Source organism: Sphingomonadaceae bacterium OTU29LAMAA1 (genome assembly GCA_024072375.1).
GTDB lineage: Bacteria > Pseudomonadota > Alphaproteobacteria > Sphingomonadales > Sphingomonadaceae > Sphingomonas.
Genome location: CP099617.1, coordinates 1,877,110 through 1,895,341 on the forward strand (window position 1 = coordinate 1,877,110; position 18,232 = coordinate 1,895,341).

Sequence of the window (18,232 nt, forward strand, 5' to 3'; positions counted from 1 at the left end):
ATCAGTCGAGGCGCTTGCTGCCGGTCACGGTCAGCCGGACCATGCCGCCGGGGACGCGAGGCCGCTGCGCCTCCGTCGCCGGCTGACCACCACCGACCCACAGGTCGATCGGGCCGGGAACGACGGCGCGTCGTCCCGCCGTGTCGACGTGGCTCATCCCGCGTGGATCGACGACGAAGCGAACCTCGCGGCTTTCACCCGGCTTAAGATGGATCCGCTGGAAGCCGACGAGCGCGCGGATCGGCGCGCCGGCCAGCGCGCGCGACGCGTACAGCTGCACGACCTCGTCGCCGGCGCGGGCACCGGTGTTGGTGACACGCGTCGTTACGACAGCACTCGCGCCTGCACGCAGGTGCGTCTTGTCGAGCGTCGGCGCAGCATAGGCGAAGCGGGTGTAGCTGAGGCCGTGGCCGAACGGGTACAGCGGATCGCCCGCGAAGTAGCGGTAGGTGCGCCCCGTCATCGCGTAATCCTTGAACGGCGGCAATTGGCCGACGTTGCGGTAGAAGGTCACCGGCAGGCGTCCCGCCGGGCTGAAGTCGCCCGCGATCAGCCCGGCGACGGCGCGACCGCCCTCCCCGCCCGGATACCAGGCCTCGACGATCGCCGGCACGTGCTTGTCCGCCCATTCGACCCCTAGGGCGCTGCCGTTCATCAGCACGAGCACCAGCGGTTTACCTGTCGCCTGCAGGCGTTCGAGCAGCGCCTGCTGCGGCGCGGGCAGGTCGAGGCTGGTGCGGTCGCCGCCGGCGAAACCGGGCGCGCGGACCCTCATCTCCTCGCCCTCCAGCTTCGCGGTCAGCCCGCCGACGAACACGACGAGATCGGCGTCGCGTGCGGCGGCCACGGCGGCATCGTCGCGCGCGCCGACATTGCTCCACTCGAGGCTCTGGTCGCCGCGCGCGCCGGTCTGGATCGCCTCGACGACGATCTGGTAGCGTTTGCCTGCGATCAGCGCGATCTCGCCATCGGCGATCGAGGCGGGATCGGCGGCGTCCCAGGCATCGACTACGGTCTTTCCAGCGACGCGGATGCGGTAGCCGCCGTCGCCGTTGAGGCGGAAGCGATAGGGTCCCGTCTCCGCGGCGGCGAGATACCCGGTCCAGCGGATCGAAGTCGCGCGCTCGCGCCGTTCGGGACGCCCCCAGCCGAACCGTACGCTCTGCCCGGTCGCGGCGCGGACCGGCTGGCCGGTGAGCGCAATGTTGCCGAATTCCTCGACCTTCACACCGGGTGCGGCACATGCCGGGTCAAGGCATAGTGCGGTCGCCGGCACAGGTTTCAGCGGTGGGCCGATCAGGCCGGTGCCTTCGACGAAATCGATCGTGGCGGCAGGATAGCGTTGTCGCAGTCCCGCCAGCACCGTCACCGGATCGGATGGCGTGCCGTTGTAATTGCCGACCAGCGCATCGACCGAATCCGCATTGGGTCCGATGACCGCAATCCGGCGCGGATCGCCTTTGATCGGCAGCAGGCCGTCGTTCTTGAGCAGCACCATCGATTTGCGCGCGACATCGAGCGCCTCTGCCCGGTGCGCGGGCGTGTCGAAGTCGGCCTTGCCGATACCGCCGAACGTCCCGCCGTCGAGCAGCCCCAGGCGAAAGCGCGCCTCGAACAACCGCGTTACCGCGCGGTCGAGCGTCTCCGGTGTTAGCAGCCCCTGCCGTACCGCATCGACGACGATACCCGGGTCGGCACTTTTGTCGCGCCCGAATTCGGCGCAGATCAGGTCGGTGCCGGCGTTCACCGCCGCAGCGACCGCGCGTTCGGGCGTCGCCACGTAATGGTGCGATGTCGGCAGGAACAGATCGGCGATCGCCGCGCAATCGGACACGATATGGCCGGCGAACCCCCATTGCGTCCGCACGCGACGCTGGAGCAGCGGACTGGCGCAGGCGGGCACGCCGTCGACGGCGTTATAGGCGCACATCAGCCCCTGTACCTTCGCCTCGGTCACCGCGGCGCGGAAAGCGGGCAAGTAGGTATCCTCCAGGTCGTGCGCGGACGGGTGCACGTCGTCCTTGTGCCGATCCGCCTCCGGCCCGCTGTGGACGGCGAAATGCTTGACGACGGCGAGCGTCTTGGGATGGGCGGGATCGGGTCCCTGCAGGCCGGTGATGAACGCGACGCCGAGCCGCGAGGTCAGATAGGGATCCTCGCCGAACGTCTCCTGCCCGCGCCCCCAGCGCGGATCGCGGAAGATGTTGACGTTGGGCGACCAGACGGTGAGTCCGCGATAGCGATCCGAACTGCCGTCGGGATGGCGCGAGGCGAGGTATTTCGCCCGAAATTCCGTGGCGATCACGTCCGCCGTGCGATGCACCAGCGCCGCGTCCCACGTCGCGGCCAGCCCGATCGCCTGCGGAAACACGGTGGCATTGCCCGCGCGCGCGACGCCGTGCAGCCCCTCGCTCCACCACGCATAGGCGGGAATGCCGAGCCGCGGGATCGCCGGCGCGCTGTCCTTCAGCTGCGCCGCTTTTTCCGCCAGCGTCATCCGGGCGACCAGATCGGCGGCCCGCCGTTCCGCCGATAGCGCCGGATCGCGGAACGGCATGTCCTGCGCCGCCGCGGCGCTCGCCGTGCCGAGCAGCAGCGCAGCGGCGAGCCGCATCACAGCGTGCGGAACCGGAAGTTGCGGAATCGCGCCTCGCCAGTGCCTGCCGAATAGAGGCCGGGCCGCAGCATCAGGAAGCCGCCGCGGACGTTGTGGTGATAGCCCGACACCTCCATACCGCGGTCGAAGCGCTGCCACGTCTTGCCGCCATCGCCGGAGGTATGGATCGCGACGATATGCCGCTTGTTGGCGATCCGCAGCATCATGCGGCGACCATGCGGATTGGTGGGCCGGCCGCGTTCGATCCCGTATTGGTGCGTGACGAAGCGCTTCTCGTCGAACCCGAGGCCGCAATAGAGCTGGTCGTCGTAGAACAGGACGAGCCCCGCGGTACCGCCGGGCGCGATCTCGACATCGCATTCGAACTCATACGCCTGATCCCCGGCGATCAGCATCAGCGGCGAGGAATCGCTGGGCGCCTTGCCCGTCGCCTTCAGCACCAATGCGCCTTTCTCGATCCGGATACGGTCGCGTTCGTTCGGGCCGGGGCGGAAGAAATTCCACTTCGCGCCAAGCTTGAGCGGCGCCGAAAAGTCGTCCGACAGCGGCTGCCCGTGCGCGCCAGCCTGCCCGCCCTTGGGCTTCGGCAACGGTTTCGACAAATCGCCGCCGGTCATCCGGAACCAGCCATCGGCTGTCCAGCGAACGGGGTCGAGCAGCACCTGCCGTCCGAGCGTCCAGAAGCCGTTCTCGAACCCGTGATAGACCGACCACCAGCTGCCGTCGGGCGCCTGAACGAGGCTTGCATGGCCGCGCGACCACCATTTCTCGTCGTTCGACACCGTCCGGACGATCGGATTGCCTGGGTCGTTGACCCACGGGCCGTGGATCGACCGCGACCGCGCGACGATCACCATATGTCCGGTGGGTGGTCCGGCCGTGCCGCCGACCGCCGTGATCATGTAGAACCAGCCGTTGTGGCGGTGGATCTTGGGTCCTTCGGGGCTGAAACCCTCCACATCCCAATCGTCGGGATAGCGCCACGGGTCATAGACATGCTCGACCTTGCCGACCGTCGACAGCCCGTCGTCGGACAGGCGGATGCGGTCGCCGCCGGACAGGAACAGCCAGCGCGACCCGTCCTCGCCGACCGCGTGGCAGGGATCGATATGGCTATGCAGCCCCAGGCTCACCGGGTCGGACCACGGCCCGTCGATAGTCTCGGCGGTGATGACGTAGATGTCGTTCGGGCTTGCCTTGGTCGGGATGTACAGGAAGTAGCGGCCGTTGTGCTTTTCGAGGCTGACCGCCCAGACCGAGCCGATGTTTCGCGTCAGCGCGGCGGTGCGCGGGCGCCAGTTGACGAGGTCGCGGCTGTGCCAGATCGTCAGCCCCGGATAGCTGTCGAAGCTGGAGAAGGTCATGTAATAATCCGCGCCATCCTTCAGGATGGCGGGATCGGGCCGGTCGCCGCCGATCAGCGGGTTGAGGAAGCGGCCATCGCCCAGATCGGCGATCCGCTGCCCGTCGAACCCGCGACGCCAGCTGGCGTCGAACGGGCGGATGCAATCGGGTGCCGCCCTTTCGGCCGCTGCTGCCGGCGCGCCGGGGATCAGCGCCGCGCCGCCGGCGAGCGCGAGCCCGAATGCGTCGCGCCTGTTGAATTCGGTCATGCTGGCTCCTGGATCAGAAAAGGCTGGTCGCGATGCACGACGACATGGCCGCGTGCGTCGAAATCGATCCGGACGATACCGGGTTTCTCGCGGAAATGGCTCGCCTCGTCGTTACCGAAGAACGTTTGCCACCAGCGCCCCTGCCGGTCGCGAAAGATGTTGCCGCCGCCGCAGCACGGCGCGCCTTCGTGCGGTTCGCGCCACGGACCGGTAGGCGTGTCGCTCATCCAGATGCGGAAGGAATAGCGCCCCTCGTACCGGTCGACGACGCCGAGATAGAAGACGCCGTCGCGTTGGAACATCGTCGCGCCCTCATAGCCGAACTTGCGGCAACCTTCGGGGGCACACGGGCTGCGGTGATGGCGGGGATCGTTGTCCCATTCGGTCGCCGTCATCTTCTGCCAGTCGCCGGCGAGGCCGGACAGATCGTCCTTCAGCCGGACGATCTCTTCCGCCGACCCATAGGTCAGCCACACCGACTTGCCGTCGTCGAACAGCGTCGCATCGATGCTGCGGCGGATCGGCGCGTCGGGCGAAAAGGCGTGGACGTACGGCCCCTCCGCCTTGCCCGTTGTGCTCTTCAGCACCGCAAGACCGGCGCGGCTCATCGAATGGCAGATGTAGTAATTGCCACGGATGAAGTGGATCTCGGGCGCCCAGAGCGCGCGGAACGGCACGCCGGCGCGCATCCGCCAGTTCTTTTCCCATACGCCGTCGCGCTCGATCGACCAGACGAGGCCGCGATATTCCCAGCTGTCCAGATCCTTCGAACGCCACAGCTCGACGCCGTCGTTGACCGCCCAGATGTTGTCGCCGGTCGATCCGGTCATGTAATAATAGCCGTCGCCGCCGGGGCAGACGATCGTGTCGCGGATGTGGGCGTCGTGCAGCGGACGGATACGGGGCAGCAGCCCGGCCTTCACCGCGGTGCCGGCATCGGAGTCGTTCCATGGTGCCACCGGGTAGCGTGGGCGACCCGGCCCCTTGTAGCGGACGTCGGGCATGCCGCTGGTCCAGCCGCCGCTGGCGCTCGCCGCGGTGGCGCGTCTTCCGGCCCCGCTGACGCCGCTGAACGGCCAGTAATTCCTTGGCGGAGCCGGGATGATCCGCCCGCTGTCGTCGGCATCCGCCGCCCGCTTCGTACCGGGCAGAGGCGCCGGACCGTAGGGCACTGCCGTCTGGAGCAGCGGCCGGGCCGCGGCGCTGCCTGCAAGCGCCAGTCCGCCGATCAGCACGTCGCGTCGTTTCATGCCCGTCGTCTCCCTGAAAAAAAAGGGGCCCCGCCCGTCGTTGCCGGTCGGCGGGGCCAGAGGAACTCCCCCCGGGGAGGTAGGGAGGTACGGTAAAGCGAAGATCAGAAGCTGAACCGCGCACCGACGCGATAGACGCGACCGGAGCTGCCGTATTGGGACACGGCCTCCTGCCCGTCATAGGCGAAGCGGTTGCTGGTCTGGTTGGTTAGGTTGAGCCCTTCGGCGGAGATCGACAGGCCCTTCATCAGGTTGATGTTGATCGACGCATCGACGTTGGTGGTCGAACGGCTGAAGCCGAAGTCGTTGATCAGCGGGCTGTCGCAGCCGACGGTCTCGGTGACCACGCCGTTGACGACGCCACCGCCGACAGTAGTCAGCCCCGGGCTGCACGATCCCGCCGCCAGCGGATACGTCGTGCTGTACCCCGCACGCTGCGCCACCGACACGCGAGCACGAAACACCTTCGTCTCGTAAAATAAGGTCGCATTGATAGCATCCGGCGACACCCCGAGGAACGGCCCCTGCCCCAGCACCTGCGGCCGGGTTTGCACGCCCGCCGCGCTGACCGCACCTGGATCAAGTATGTAGTTCAGTTCCGACTTGATGTGCGTATAATTGAACAGCACGCCGAGGTTGCGGAACGCCCACGGCAGGAACGTCAAATTCTGCTGAAAGTTGAATTCGATGCCCTTGATGTAACCACCCGGCGCATCGCGATACTGGCGCGCGACGAATGGAAAGTTGGCATCCAGATACGCCAGCTGGTTGACGTTGGTATATTGCGCGCGGATCGCCGCCCGCGTTGCATCGTCGACGAATTGCGACAGCGGCGCGGCGAACAACACCGTCTGCGGGAAGTTCGAGATGTCCTTCTGGAACGCCGCGACCGAGATCAGGCTGCTGCGAGTGAAATACCATTCGGCGCTAAGATCGAGGTTGCTCGACCGGAACGGCGCGAGCTTCGGATTACCGATGGTGAACGAGGCACCTTGGTTGTCGCCGTTGTTCGGGATCGAAATCGAGGTGATCGTCGGCGACAGATTGCCGAGCAATGGGCGCGCCATTACCTTCGATGCACCGAAACGCAGGATCAGGTCGGGCACGATTTCGTAATTAAGATTCAACGACGGCAGCCAGTCGGTATAGTCGTTGGTTCCGATGATCGGACGCCCCGCCTGTGACGTGCCGTTTGACGTCACGCTGGTGAAGGCGACGCGGGTGCCTGCATTACCTCGCAGCGACCGGCCGAAGACTTCGGTATTGAAGTCGAACTGCAGATACAGGCCCTTGTCGTATTCATCGACGCCGAAGGTGGCCGAGCCGCCGTTGCGCTTGGTGGTCAGGCGCCAGTCGCCGTATTTGTTGATGCAGTCGCACTGGAAACCGAGCAGGTCGTTGAATTTGGCGAGGTCGGGGACGAGGAAGCTCGTCACCGTGCCGGCGGGGGTTTGCAGGCCCTGGCCGAAAGGCACGACCTTGCTGTTCTCCGCGGTGGTCGAACCGGCTTCGAGCAGGGTCGGGTTGAGCGTGTCGGTGTTGCGTTCGCCCTGCGACGTGAAGAAGCCGAAGCGGCGCAGCGTCCCGCCGAAGCCGACGTTGAACTGGTCGTTGACCCGCCAGTCGAAATCGGCGCGGATCGATTCATAGGTGTTCTTGACGTAGCGCTGATAGTGGCGGATCGCCGAGAAGCCCTTCACCGTCTGCCAATTGGCGGGATCGGCGACGTCGAAGCCGAAGTCCATCACCGGCATGTTGCCGCCGGCGCGATCGTCGAAAGTGAAGGTCTGCGGCGAATCCATCCGATTGAATTCGACCAGCAACCCGGTCGAGGCATTGGTCGATTTCGACCGGCCATAGATTGCAGCCATTTTGAAATTGTCGGTGAATTCGTGATCGAGGCGGAACGTGCCCTGCCAGAATTTGGTGGTGTATTCTGAGTAATCGACCGCCGAGCGCATGTCGACGTTACGCAGCTTGAGATAGTCCGCGAGGCCGTTGGTGACGTTGGCGTCGAGCACGTCCACCCCCGGACGGCCGATCAGCTGGCCGCGATAGGCAAGGCCGTTGCTCGACGGGATGTACCCCACCGAATTCGGGTTGTTGTAATAATCGTACGGATCGAGGTTGAACGGGTTGGTCGAGAAGATGTTGGCGTTGGTCGGATTGACGCCGCCCGGCACGACGGCCGCACTGCCCAGCACCGACGCCACGCGCTGCCCCTGCGCGTTGAGCGCGGTGGCAAACGCAGGCGTCGTCCCGTACAGCGACTGGCCGCAATCCTGCGACACCGCGATGTCGCTGCCCGCGGCGGGCGTGCACAGGCCGGGATAGGCCGCACGTGCGGCGATCGGCGTCAGCCGGCCGTTCGCCGTGTTGTAGGCGGCATTGGTGTTGTTGCGGTTGAGGCCGACCGGCGACAGCTGGTTGTTCTCGCTCTCGTTGTGGAAGCGCGAATACAGGCCGTCGATCGAGACGCGGGTCTTGTCGGTGACGTCCCACTGGTACGCGCCGGTGAGGCCCAGCCGCTGATTGCGAACGACCTGATGCGTCAGCGCCGGCAGTGCCGGGATGCGCACGGTGGAATCGTCGAAGCGGCCGGGGGTGTTGTAGGGTGCGCCCGGATAGAGCTTGGCATACGCGGCGGAATCGGAACCGGTCTGAAACGCGGTCGCATCGGGATTGGCGTAGTTGAGCGTGCCGACCGGTGCCGAGAAACCGGCGCGCTGGGTGGCGCCCTCGCCGACGAACTGGCTGCTGCGGTAGAGGTAATCCGACGCACCGACACCGCGGTTATACTGGTCGATGACGTTGATCGTCCGGTTGTAGGCGCCCGAGAACAACAGGCCCATGCGCTTGTCCGCACCGAAGCGGAACGAGGCGAGACCGGCAAGGCGCGGGTTCGTCTTCTTGCTGTTCTCGTTGTAGCTGGCGGTGGCCGATCCGCCGATCCGCGTGCCCTTGAAATCGAACGGCCGCCCGGTTTCCAAATCGATCGTCGCGCCGAGCGAGCCTTCGTCGGTTTCCGCCATTGGCGTCTTCTGCACCTTCAGCGAGCTGAACAATTCCGAGGCGAAGGTCGAATAGTCGAACGAGCGGCTGCGGTTCGGGCTGGTGCCCGAATCGTTCGATCCGGCGGTCGACAGCGCCTCGATGCCGTTGAGGCGGGTGCGGTTGAAGTCGCCGCCGAGACCGCGGACGGTGATGCCGCGCCCTTCGCCATTGTCGCGATCGATCGAGACGCCGGGCAGGCGCTGCAACGATTCGGCGAGGTTGGCGTCGGGGAAGTCGGCGATATCCTGCGCGTTGATCGCGTCGATCTGCACGTCCGAATAGCGCTTGTCGTTCAGCGAACTCTGGATCGAAGCGCGAAAACCGGTGACGACGATGTCCTGCGACGTGTCGCCGGCATCCGTTTGCGCGGCGGTCGACGCGGTCTGTGTCGTGTCCGTGCCGGTATCGAGCGCGCGCGAGGGACCGTCGGGCGCGGGCGTCAGCGTCGGATTGCCGCTGGTATCGACGGCGGGATCGGACCCGGTCGGGCGCGCCGGGCTGGCCTGCAGCGCCGCCTGATCCTGCGCGTAAGCGGCGGGTGCGAACAGGTTCGCCAATGCGAGGGCGCCGAGCGACGTTCCCAGTCGTGCCAATGCGGTCGTCGTATAGGTCATCATTGTCTCCCGTGGATTGGCCGGTGCGCTCACGGCGCCCAGCCTTGTAGAATTGCGGCCGGCGTGAAGGCGGCGGCCTCCGCGTCGGTCAATCGTCGCCGGCTCGCCCCGGCGGGCGCAGCGCCCGGTCCGGTGGATCGCCATTCGAACAATCGCGCCTGCTGCGGCTCCAGCATCCGGCGCACCCCGGCGGGATCGGTGAAGCCCATCGCGGTCCAGCCGTCGGTCTTGATATGGGCATCGAGGCGACAGCGCAGGAACACCGCGGTGCCGATGATCGCCATGTTGCCGCCAGCGCGCCACGGCCGGCCGAGCCAGGCCGACCGGTCCGGCACCCCCGCCTCGCGCGTCACATGGCAGCGGTCGAACACCAGCCCGAACCGTTGGTTGGCAAGCGTGCTCGGCGCCGCGATATAACCCGATTGCAACGCGTTGGGCACGAAGCGGGTGACGATCGCGCAATTCTGGAACAGCGCCGGGGCGCCGCCGAAGATGAAATCGACGCCGCCGACGATCCGGCAGCGGCGGAACAGCGACCGCGCGTTGACGTACAGCGTGTCCTGATAGCTCTCGATCACGCAGCGATCGACGAACACGCGATCAGCACTGCGCGCCAGCGATAGCGCTACCGCCTGCGCGCCGCCGCTGGCGTGGCTGACGGTATCGGCGATGAAATCGAAATCGTTGCGGATGGTGAGGCCGCGCAGAGTCACGCCGGCGGCCTCGACGATCATCGTGCCCGTGCGGCCGGTGCCCCACGGCTTGCCGTCAGGCGCGATATGGCCTGCCGCGGCGCCATAGACGATGACGACGCCGGGGCCGGCGGCGGTGAGGACTACGTCGGGAACGGAGACGGTCAGCTTTTCGCGATAGGTGCCCGGCGCGATCACGATCTCGACCGGACCGGCGATCGTCACCGCCTGGCGAAGCGCCTCTGAAATGGTGTTGATACCGGTATCATTTCGACCGACCCGCAACGTGGTCGCTGCCCTGGCGGCGAGAGCGGGTATTGTCGTCAGTATCCCGCCGACCGTCGCGATCGTCGCCGCAGCCTGGCGCCGCGAGCAGCTAAGCCGCGGAATATGGACCGGTAATGCCAACACGTCCTCTCCCTCCCTCACCGGTTCTGCCGAACTCTATGGTAGCGCTAAATTTACGCGATTCATTGCAACTGGCAAGCAGATATTGCTACCGGTGTCACGACAGCGCAACGACGCTGACGAAATCGAGGGAAGGATGCGCTGATGACACGGAAGATGGGGCTTCTCATAGGCTTGACCGCGATGGCATCGCCGCTGGCCGCGGCGGTCGTCGGGCACATGACGCCGCCCCCGTCGCTCGGCGCGGCGCAGCTGTCCGCCCTGCCCGCAGATGCGCGCGCGGCGTGGCAGGCATATCTGGCGCGATCGACCGCGGCGATGGCGCGCGACAAGGCCGCGCTGGCCGCCGAGCGCGCGGGCCTGACCACGATCCCGACGCCGCCGCCCGAATCGAAGGCGGAGACGATGCCGCTCGATTCCGATGCCGGCTGGTATGCAACCGCGCCGGCGCAGGCTGTCGCCGACAATATCGTCAGTTATCAGACGCCGACCGGCGGCTGGGGCAAGAACCAGGACCGCACCGCACCACCGCGGACGCGCGGGCAGATGTACCTGCCCTTCGACAGCAAGGCGGGCATCTATGCCGCGGCGGACGGGGCCGGCGGGTGGAGCTTCATCGGTACGCTCGACAATGACGCGACCACCACCGAATTGTCGTTCCTGGCGCGCGTACAGGCGGGCCGGCCGGGTGCGGCGGGGGAACGCTATCGGGCGACGTTCCTGAGGGGCATTCGCTATCTGCTGACCGCGGAATTCCCCGGCGGCGGCTGGCCTCAGGTGTTTCCGTTGCAGGGCGGCTATCACGATGCGCTGACGCTGAATGACGATACGATGGTGAAGGCGACGGCGCTGTTGCAGCGGACCGCGGCGGGCACGGGCGACTATGCCTTCGTGCCGGCGGACGTGCGAACCGGGGCGCGCGACGCGGCGGCGCGGTCGATCGCGACGATGCTGGCGACGCAGATCACGTCCGAAGGGCGCAAGGCGATCTGGGCGCAGCAATATGATCCGCTGACCCGGAAGCCGGTCGGTGCGCGCAATTTCGAACCCATCGCGCTGGCGACCGCGGAAAGCGCGGCGCTGCTCCGCTTTCTAATGGCGCAGCCCGATCCGTCGCCGGCGATGCGGCAGGCGATCACGGACGGCGCGGCGTGGTTCGCGTCGCATGCGGTGCGCGACACGGCGTGGGCGAAATCGTCGGGTCCGGAGGGGCGGCGGCTGGTCGCGCAAGCGGGGGCCGAGCCGCTATGGGCGCGCTTCTACGATCCGGCGACGGGCAAGCCGGTCTTCGGCGATCGCGACCGTTCGATCCACGACGACGTCAACGAGATCAGCCTGGAACGGCGCAACGGCTATTCCTGGTTCGGCACCGCCGGGACCGGCGTCGCCGCGGCCTATGCCAAGTGGCAGCAGCGTCATGGCGCCTGAGCCGAAGGCCGCGATCACGCGGTCGATCACGCGGCGAGGATTGCTCGCCGGCAGCGCGGCGGTGGCGCTGGCCGGCGCCGCCGCAGCGGTGTGCGCCGCCGATGTCGCGCCGGACCGCGCGGCGATCACCGCCGCGATGCTGCGTGCGGCGCGGCACATGGTCGAACGGGTGAGCCACCAGGGTGGCTATGTCTGGCAGATCGCCCTCGACGGTGGGCGGCAATGGGGCGAGCTTGAGGCCTATCCGACCAGCGTCTGGATCCAGAATCCCGGTACGCCGCTGATGGGGCAGCTATTCCTCGATGCGTATCGCGCGACCGGGGACGCCTATTTTTACGGGGCGGCGGCGGCGGCGGCGGATGTGCTGGTTCGCGGGCAGCATGAGAGCGGCGGCTGGAACTATCATTTCGACCTTGCGGGCGACGCATCGACCCGGCGCTGGTACGACACGATCGGCAGGAATGCGTGGCGGCTGGAGGAATTCCAGCATTATTACGGCAACGCCACGTTCGACGACGGCTGCACCGCGGATTGCGCCAAGTTCCTGCTGCGCATGTACCTGGAAAAGCGCGACGCCCGGTTCCGCCCCGCACTCGACAAGGCGATCGGCTTCATGCTGGCGAGCCAGTATCCGGTCGGCGGCTGGCCGCAGCGTTTCCCGCTGCGCGACGAGTTCCACCACCACGGCCTGCCCGATTATACGTCCTGCATCACCTTCAACGACGATGTCGCGGCAGAGAATATCGCGTTCCTGCTGATGGTCTGGCAGACGCTGGGCGACCGGCGCGTGCTGGACCCGATCGCGCGCGGCATGCAGTGCTTCATCGCCGCGCAACAGCCGATGCCGCAGCCGGCATGGGGCCTTCAGCATAGCGTCGCCGACCTGAAGCCGGCGGGCGCACGGACGTACGAGCCGAAGGCGCTGGTGTCGCATGCCACCGCGGCGAACGTCGCGCTGATGATGGATTTCTACGAGCTGACGGGCGACGCGGCATTCCTGCGCCGCCTGCCGGAAGCGATCAACTGGCTGGAGTCGATCCGCCTGCCCGCCGCGATCGATCCGAAGCGGCGCTGCCCGACCTTCGTCGCGATCGGCAGCAACCAGCCGATGTACATCCATCGCCGCGGATCCAACGTCGTCAACGGCGCCTATTATCACAACGACGACCCGGTCGGCACGATCGCGCATTACAGCTCGTTCCGCGCGATCGACGTCGACCGGTTGCGCGCGCGGCACAGCCGGCTGGCGGCATTGCCGGTGGCGGAGGCGACGGCGGGATCGCCGCTGAAGGCCGGGCGGCGCGCGTTGCCGAAATACGTGACGCTGGCGCCGATCGGCTTTGCCGAGTTGAAGGCCGATACGCCGCCGACGGCGCCATCGGCGGCCGAGGTGGCGGCCGTGCTGGCCGATCTGGATGCCGAGGGCCGCTGGGTGACGCCCCTGCGCAACACCAGCCACCGCTACACGCGCAATGGCGACCCGCGGCCCACGCCCGGCAATTATGCGCAGACCTATGTCGGCGACGCGACCGACACCTCGCCCTATCCGGACCCCGAGCCGCAGCGCGGGATCAGCACGGAGGCGTTCGTGCGCAACATGGGGGTGCTGATCCGAGCGATCGCGGCGCGCTGACCGTGACGCGCGGGCCGTCCCGCGCTGGCCGTCACGCGATCCGCAGGTCCGGCCCGACCAGCCGGACCGGCCGCCCCGGCGTCAGCGTCACCACGCGCGTCGTATCGCCGCAGCGCAGCGTGCGCTGTCCGGCGACCGTGGACGTGATCGTCGCCGAGGCGAGCCGGCCGGACTGCCACGCAAGGTCGACCGAACAGGCGCCCCGCGCGCGGAGGCCGCGGATCGAACCGGTCGGCCAGGCACGCGGCAAAGCCGGCAGCAGCGCGATGTCGTCGCCGGTGCTGCTCATCAGCATCTCGGCGATCGCCGCCGCGCCGCCGAAATTGCCGTCGATCTGGAACGGCGGATGCGCGTCGAACATATTGGGATAGGTGCGCTTGGGCCCGATCAGGAACCGCAGGATGTGGTGCGCACGCTCGCCATCGCCCAGCCGCGCCCACAAGGCGATCCGCCACGCCGTCGCCCAGCCGGTCGCCTCGTCACCGCGGATGTCGAGCGATCGCCGCGCCGCCGCCGCGAGCGCGGGCGTGCTGCGGACGCCGATCTGCCCGCCGGGGTAGACGCCATACAGGTGACTGACGTGGCGATGGTGCGGGTCTTTGGCATCGGCATCCCAGTCCGCCTGCCATTCCTGCAACTGCCCGCCCCGCCCGACCTTGAACGGCGCCAGCCGCGCGCGCGTCGCGTCGAACGTCCGGGCGAGATCGGCATCGCGGCCGAGAATGGCCGCCGCCTGCGACGCCTGCGCGAACAGGTCGCGCAGGATCGCCATGTCCATCGTCGGGCCGGCGCAGACCGATCCGCCGTGCCCATGATTGTTCTCTGGCGACAGCGATGGATTGGTTACCAGAAATCCGGTGCCCGGATCGGTCTGCAACGTGTCGACGAAGAACAGGGCGGCATCGCGGATCAGCGGATAGACCGAGGCGAGATAGCGCCGGTCGCGGCCGTAATCGTAATGGTCCCACAGATGCGTGCACAACCATGCGCCGCCGGTCGGCCACATGCCGTACGCGGGCCCGTCGATCGGCGCGGTCGCGCGCCACAGGTCGGTGTTGTGGTGGCACACCCAGCCGCGCGCGCCGTACATGACCTTCGCCGTGCGGGCGCCGGTCACCGCCAGATCGCGGACCATCGCAACCAGCGGCGCGACGCATTCCGGCAGGTTGGTCGCCTCCGCAGGCCAATAGTTCATCTGCGTGTTGATGTTGATCGTGTACTTGCCGCCCCATGGCGGGCTGACGCTGTCGTTCCACAGTCCCTGCAGATTGGCCGGCTGGCTGCCCGGCCGCGAACAGGCGATCAGCATGTAGCGGGCATAGTTGAAATAAAGCGTCGCCAGCGCCGGATCGCCGCCACTCTCGCCATCGCGGATACGGCGATCGGTCGGCCTGTCCGCGCCGGCGCCGCGCCCAAGATCGAGCGAGACGCGGCGGAACAGCGCGCGATGCGCCGCCACCGCCTCGCGCGCGATCCGCGCATGGCCGTGCGCCGTCGCGCGATCGATCTGTCCGCGGGTGATCGCCGCCGGATCGCCGCCGACGTCGTCGAACCGTCGGTAGCTGGTCGCCATCGCGATCAGCACGACCAGCTCGCGCGCGCCGCGCACCGCCAGCGTATCGCCGTTGCGCGTCAGCGTTCCGCCGGTCGGGATCGCCCGCACGCGCGCATCGAACGTCAGCGCACCGGCGACGCCGTTCGCCATGTCGTTGCGGCCTGCCAGCACCATCTCCGCGTCGCGTCCCGGTTCGATCCGGCCCTGCTTCAGCGGCGTCGTGAACGACAGGTCGACGTCGATGCCGGCGGGCGCATCGGCGGTCAGGCGGATGGCGATCACCTGATCGACCGGAGAAGCGATCACCTCGCGCCGGTACGTGACGCCGCCGGCGGACCAGCGCGTGGTCGCGGTCGCCGTGTCGAGGTCGAGTTCGCGCCGATAGCCGGCGACCGGTGCGGGTGCATCGGCGGGGGTGACGATGCTGGTCAGCCCGCGCGACGCCGGCGTCGGCGGGGGCGTTGCGGGTGCATCCGGTCTGGCGATCACCAGCGTGCCGATCGTGCCATAGGGCATCTGCCGCACCGGCCGCGCCATCACCTTGTCGCCGATCAGCGCCTGCGCATCGGCGTGGCGGCCGGCGAAGATCAGCGCGCGCACCGTCGGCAGCGCGGCGAGGGCATCGGGGCTGGCGGGATCGTAGGGGCCGCCAGCCCACATCGTATCCTCGTTCAGCTGGATGTATTCGCGATCCGTCCCGCCATGCACCATCGCGCCGATCCGCCCGTTGCCGACCGGCAGCGCCTCGACCCAGCTCGCGGCAGGCTGTGCATACCAGAGCATCGTCGTATCCGGCGACGCGACCGACGGGGTTCGCCCGGCCCCTGCCGCAGCGGCGGCCGGGACGGCCAGATTGGCGCCGGCGGCAAGCAACGCCACGGCATCACGCCGGTTGATCGGGCCCATATGATCGGACATGCCATCTCTCCTGCTTTTGATTGCAGTATGATAGCGGTATCATTGTGTGACAAGCGAGGAATGACGCGATCGGATTATCCTGCCGCTTCGGTCGGCGCGGACGTGGCGCGAGAGCAGATTCCACAGCGCATCGTTGTCGACGACCCAGGCGTGACCGCCACCGACGGTGATACGGGCAACGACTTCCGTCCCGCTGCGGCAATTCCCGTAGCGCTCCTCGTAGACCGTCGGCGATATCCGCCGCGTGACCGGCGCGGCGGTGCATCCGTTGATCTGCGCCCAACGCTGTTCGGCCGCGTGCATGGTGTAACGCCAGTAGCCGGCGCCGCCGCCGGCGATCGGATTGGTGGTATCATTGTCGCCGGCAAAGGCGATCACGGACACCGGCGTCCGCGGGCGACAGGATTGCGGATCGGGCCGGTCGGGATCGGCAGGCAGCGGATTGCCCGCGCGCAGGCCCACGACCGGGGCGATCGCCGCGAACCGCTCCGGCGCGACGCAGCCCAGCCACGAGGTCATCCGTCCGCCGCCGGACAGGCCGGTGACATAGACCCGCTGCGGATCGGCGCATCCCTCTGCGACGAGCCGGTCGACCAGCGCCGTCAGATAGGCGACGTCGTCACGCGCGCGAGGGCCGGGAATCGTGCCCTCGACGGTGGGGACACCCGGAATGTTCCAGACGAAGCCGGTCCTCACCGGGATACCGCCATCGGGATAGGCGACGAGGAAGCCGTTCGTGTCGGCGGTGTCCGCAAGCCGCGAATCGCGGAGCATCTGCGCACCGGTCGCGGTACTGCCGTGCAGCAGGATCACCAGCGGCAGCGGCCCGCCGGTCCAGCCGGCCGGCACGTGCAGCGCGGCGGGCTTGCCGCCATCCGGTGCGACGCTGCCGGCACCCGCCCGCAACGGGCAGCGCGCCTCCGCCGCCGCGGTCCCGCTTCCCCAGAGCGCGCCGACGGCGAGGATGCACAGGACGACGAGGGACGACAGCAGGGACCGGATCATGATCCGATCGTGCGATCATGCTCCGTCACCGTCAACCATCCCGTCCGTCGACAATTATCCACAACCTTTCGCGACGAACGCTTGCCCCGGCGCGCGCTTCGCTCTAGGCGCGCTCTTCCCAAGCGCCCGTAGCTCAGCTGGATAGAGCATCAGACTACGAATCTGAGGGTCGGACGTTCGAATCGTTCCGGGCGCACCACATACCGAACCATATGCCGCATCGCGCCCCTTGCGCGATCGCATCGCTGTGATCGCACGAGGTGGACGTTGGTAGACAAAAGCTGGGGAACCGGATCCACCGGGTTCCGGATCAGGACGAACGACACGGCGGCTGCGCGCGCGACCCAGCGCGCACAGGCGCGCGATGCGCGCGCGCAGGATCGCGCCGCCGCCATTACCCGGCGACTGGAGACGCGTGCGACGGACCGCGATGCGGAGGCGCAGGCGCGGGAGCGGGCGCGCGAGGAACGGCGCGCGGCCGAGATGCCATCGGCCAGCGGCGATCCCCATGCCGCCGCTGCCCAGCGGCGCCGCGGGTCGGGCCGCAAGGACGTGGTGCGGGAACAGCGCGATACCCGCGGTTATGCGACGGTGATGGACGTCGCCCGCATGCGCGAACTGGCGAAGCGCGGCGCGTCGACCGCCGGGCTTGCCGGTGCCTTCGGCATCAGCATCGCGGAGGTCGAGGCCGCGCTCGCCGACGCGGACGACTGAACGGCGCGTCCCGCGCTACATCGCCATATCGTCGCCGAATTGCGCTTCGTTGAGCCCGGGCGTCGGTTCGCCGATGAAGACCGGCATGGCCGCATCCGGAATGCCGAGTTCGTCACTACCCTCGCCACCGGCGACACGGGCCGCCGGATCGAACGACGCCGTGTCGAAGCCGGCGGGTTCGCCGTCGATTCCCGATCCGTCGCCGTCGGTCTGCGGTGCCTGATCCAGCGAGGATACGGGCACGATCTCGTTCGCCGATTCCGCACCGCCCCCGAACATATCAGTCAACAGGCCTGCCATGATCATTCTCCCTCATTGATGGATGTGGATGTCGCGCACCGGACCGGTCGGGTCATCCGTCCGCGGTGAATTCCTGGGTGATGGTGCCGACGAGGTTCGCGGTGGCCTCCAGATCGACGCTGAGCGTCACGTCGTCGGTGCGCGACCAGGTCGTCTCCGACCCGTCCAGACCGTAATAGGTGCCGCCCATCTCGCTGTGCAGCGTGATCGTCGGATCGACGTCCAGCGTCAGGCCGCCATCGACGCTGCCGCTCTGGCTGTCGGCGCTCTGGCTGCCTGCACTCTGGCTGCCGGCGCTCTGGTCGGTGCCGCCCGCGCCCTGATCCGCATCCTGATTGTGCGCCTGATCCTGCGCCAGGGTGCCCAGCGTACCGTCCGAGGCCTGCGCCTCGTCCGAATCGAATATGCGGGTGAGAAAACCTGCCATGTCT

Annotated in this window: 12 protein-coding genes and 1 tRNA gene; 4 read left to right on the plus strand and 9 right to left on the minus strand. The window is 67.8% G+C overall.

What is annotated here, in order from left to right; translation table 11 throughout:
- Position 1: 1 nt before the first annotated feature.
- From NF699_09110 to NF699_09130, 5 genes are all read right to left on the minus strand, one after another.
- A complete protein-coding gene (locus NF699_09110; GenBank protein ID USU06797.1) occupies positions 2–2,614 on the minus strand; it encodes a glycoside hydrolase family 3 C-terminal domain-containing protein in 2,613 nt (870 codons plus the stop codon).
- Positions 2,614–4,230 (minus strand): family 43 glycosylhydrolase, encoded by a 1,617-nt coding sequence (locus NF699_09115; GenBank protein ID USU06798.1) that lies wholly within the window; start codon positions 4,228–4,230, stop codon positions 2,614–2,616. Before NF699_09115 ends, NF699_09110 begins: the two co-directional genes overlap by 1 nt.
- Positions 4,227–5,480 carry a family 43 glycosylhydrolase gene (locus tag NF699_09120; GenBank protein USU06799.1) on the minus strand — a complete coding sequence of 418 codons (1,254 nt, stop codon included), beginning with the start codon at positions 5,478–5,480 and terminating at the stop codon, positions 4,227–4,229. Before NF699_09120 ends, NF699_09115 begins: the two co-directional genes overlap by 4 nt.
- Positions 5,481–5,584: 104 nt before the next feature.
- A complete protein-coding gene (locus tag NF699_09125) occupies positions 5,585–9,148 on the minus strand; it encodes a TonB-dependent receptor (GenBank protein ID USU06800.1) in 3,564 nt (1,187 codons plus the stop codon).
- Between the two features lie 29 nt (positions 9,149–9,177).
- Positions 9,178–10,248 carry a pectinesterase family protein gene (locus NF699_09130; GenBank protein USU06801.1) on the minus strand — a complete coding sequence of 357 codons (1,071 nt, stop codon included), beginning with the start codon at positions 10,246–10,248 and terminating at the stop codon, positions 9,178–9,180.
- Between the two features lie 144 nt (positions 10,249–10,392).
- Here NF699_09130 and pelA point away from each other — a divergent pair, with 144 nt between their 5' ends.
- Both pelA and NF699_09140 read left to right on the plus strand, forming a co-directional pair.
- The gene (gene pelA, locus NF699_09135; GenBank protein ID USU06802.1) at positions 10,393–11,676 is read left to right on the plus strand and encodes a pectate lyase; all 1,284 of its coding nucleotides are present in this window, start codon (positions 10,393–10,395) and stop codon (positions 11,674–11,676) included.
- Positions 11,666–13,309 carry a hypothetical protein gene (locus NF699_09140; GenBank protein ID USU06803.1) on the plus strand — a complete coding sequence of 548 codons (1,644 nt, stop codon included), beginning with the start codon at positions 11,666–11,668 and terminating at the stop codon, positions 13,307–13,309. Before pelA ends, NF699_09140 begins: the two co-directional genes overlap by 11 nt.
- Before the next feature lie 31 nt (positions 13,310–13,340).
- Here the strand turns inward: NF699_09140 and NF699_09145 are convergent, their stop codons facing one another.
- Both NF699_09145 and NF699_09150 read right to left on the minus strand, forming a co-directional pair.
- Positions 13,341–15,782, minus strand: a complete 2,442-nt coding sequence (locus NF699_09145; GenBank protein ID USU06804.1) for a glycoside hydrolase family 95 protein — start codon at positions 15,780–15,782, stop codon at positions 13,341–13,343.
- A gap of 39 nt (positions 15,783–15,821) precedes the next feature.
- A complete protein-coding gene (locus tag NF699_09150; GenBank protein USU06805.1) occupies positions 15,822–16,787 on the minus strand; it encodes a prolyl oligopeptidase family serine peptidase in 966 nt (321 codons plus the stop codon).
- Positions 16,788–16,909: 122 nt separating this feature from the next.
- Between NF699_09150 and NF699_09155 the strand changes: the two genes are divergently transcribed.
- Positions 16,910–16,986: transfer RNA gene (locus NF699_09155), tRNA-Arg, on the plus strand.
- A gap of 68 nt (positions 16,987–17,054) precedes the next feature.
- On the plus strand, positions 17,055–17,501 hold the full coding sequence (locus NF699_09160) for a hypothetical protein (protein USU06806.1): 447 nt from the start codon (positions 17,055–17,057) through the stop codon (positions 17,499–17,501).
- Positions 17,502–17,516: 15 nt separating this feature from the next.
- On the opposite strand, the gene NF699_09165 is transcribed toward NF699_09160, so the two are convergent.
- Both NF699_09165 and NF699_09170 read right to left on the minus strand, forming a co-directional pair.
- Positions 17,517–17,801, minus strand: a complete 285-nt coding sequence (locus NF699_09165; GenBank protein USU06807.1) for a hypothetical protein — start codon at positions 17,799–17,801, stop codon at positions 17,517–17,519.
- A 52-nt stretch (positions 17,802–17,853) separates the two neighbouring features.
- Positions 17,854–18,228: a hypothetical protein gene (locus NF699_09170; GenBank protein ID USU06808.1), complete on the minus strand. Its 375-nt coding sequence runs from the start codon at positions 18,226–18,228 to the stop codon at positions 17,854–17,856.
- Positions 18,229–18,232 lie beyond the last annotated feature (4 nt).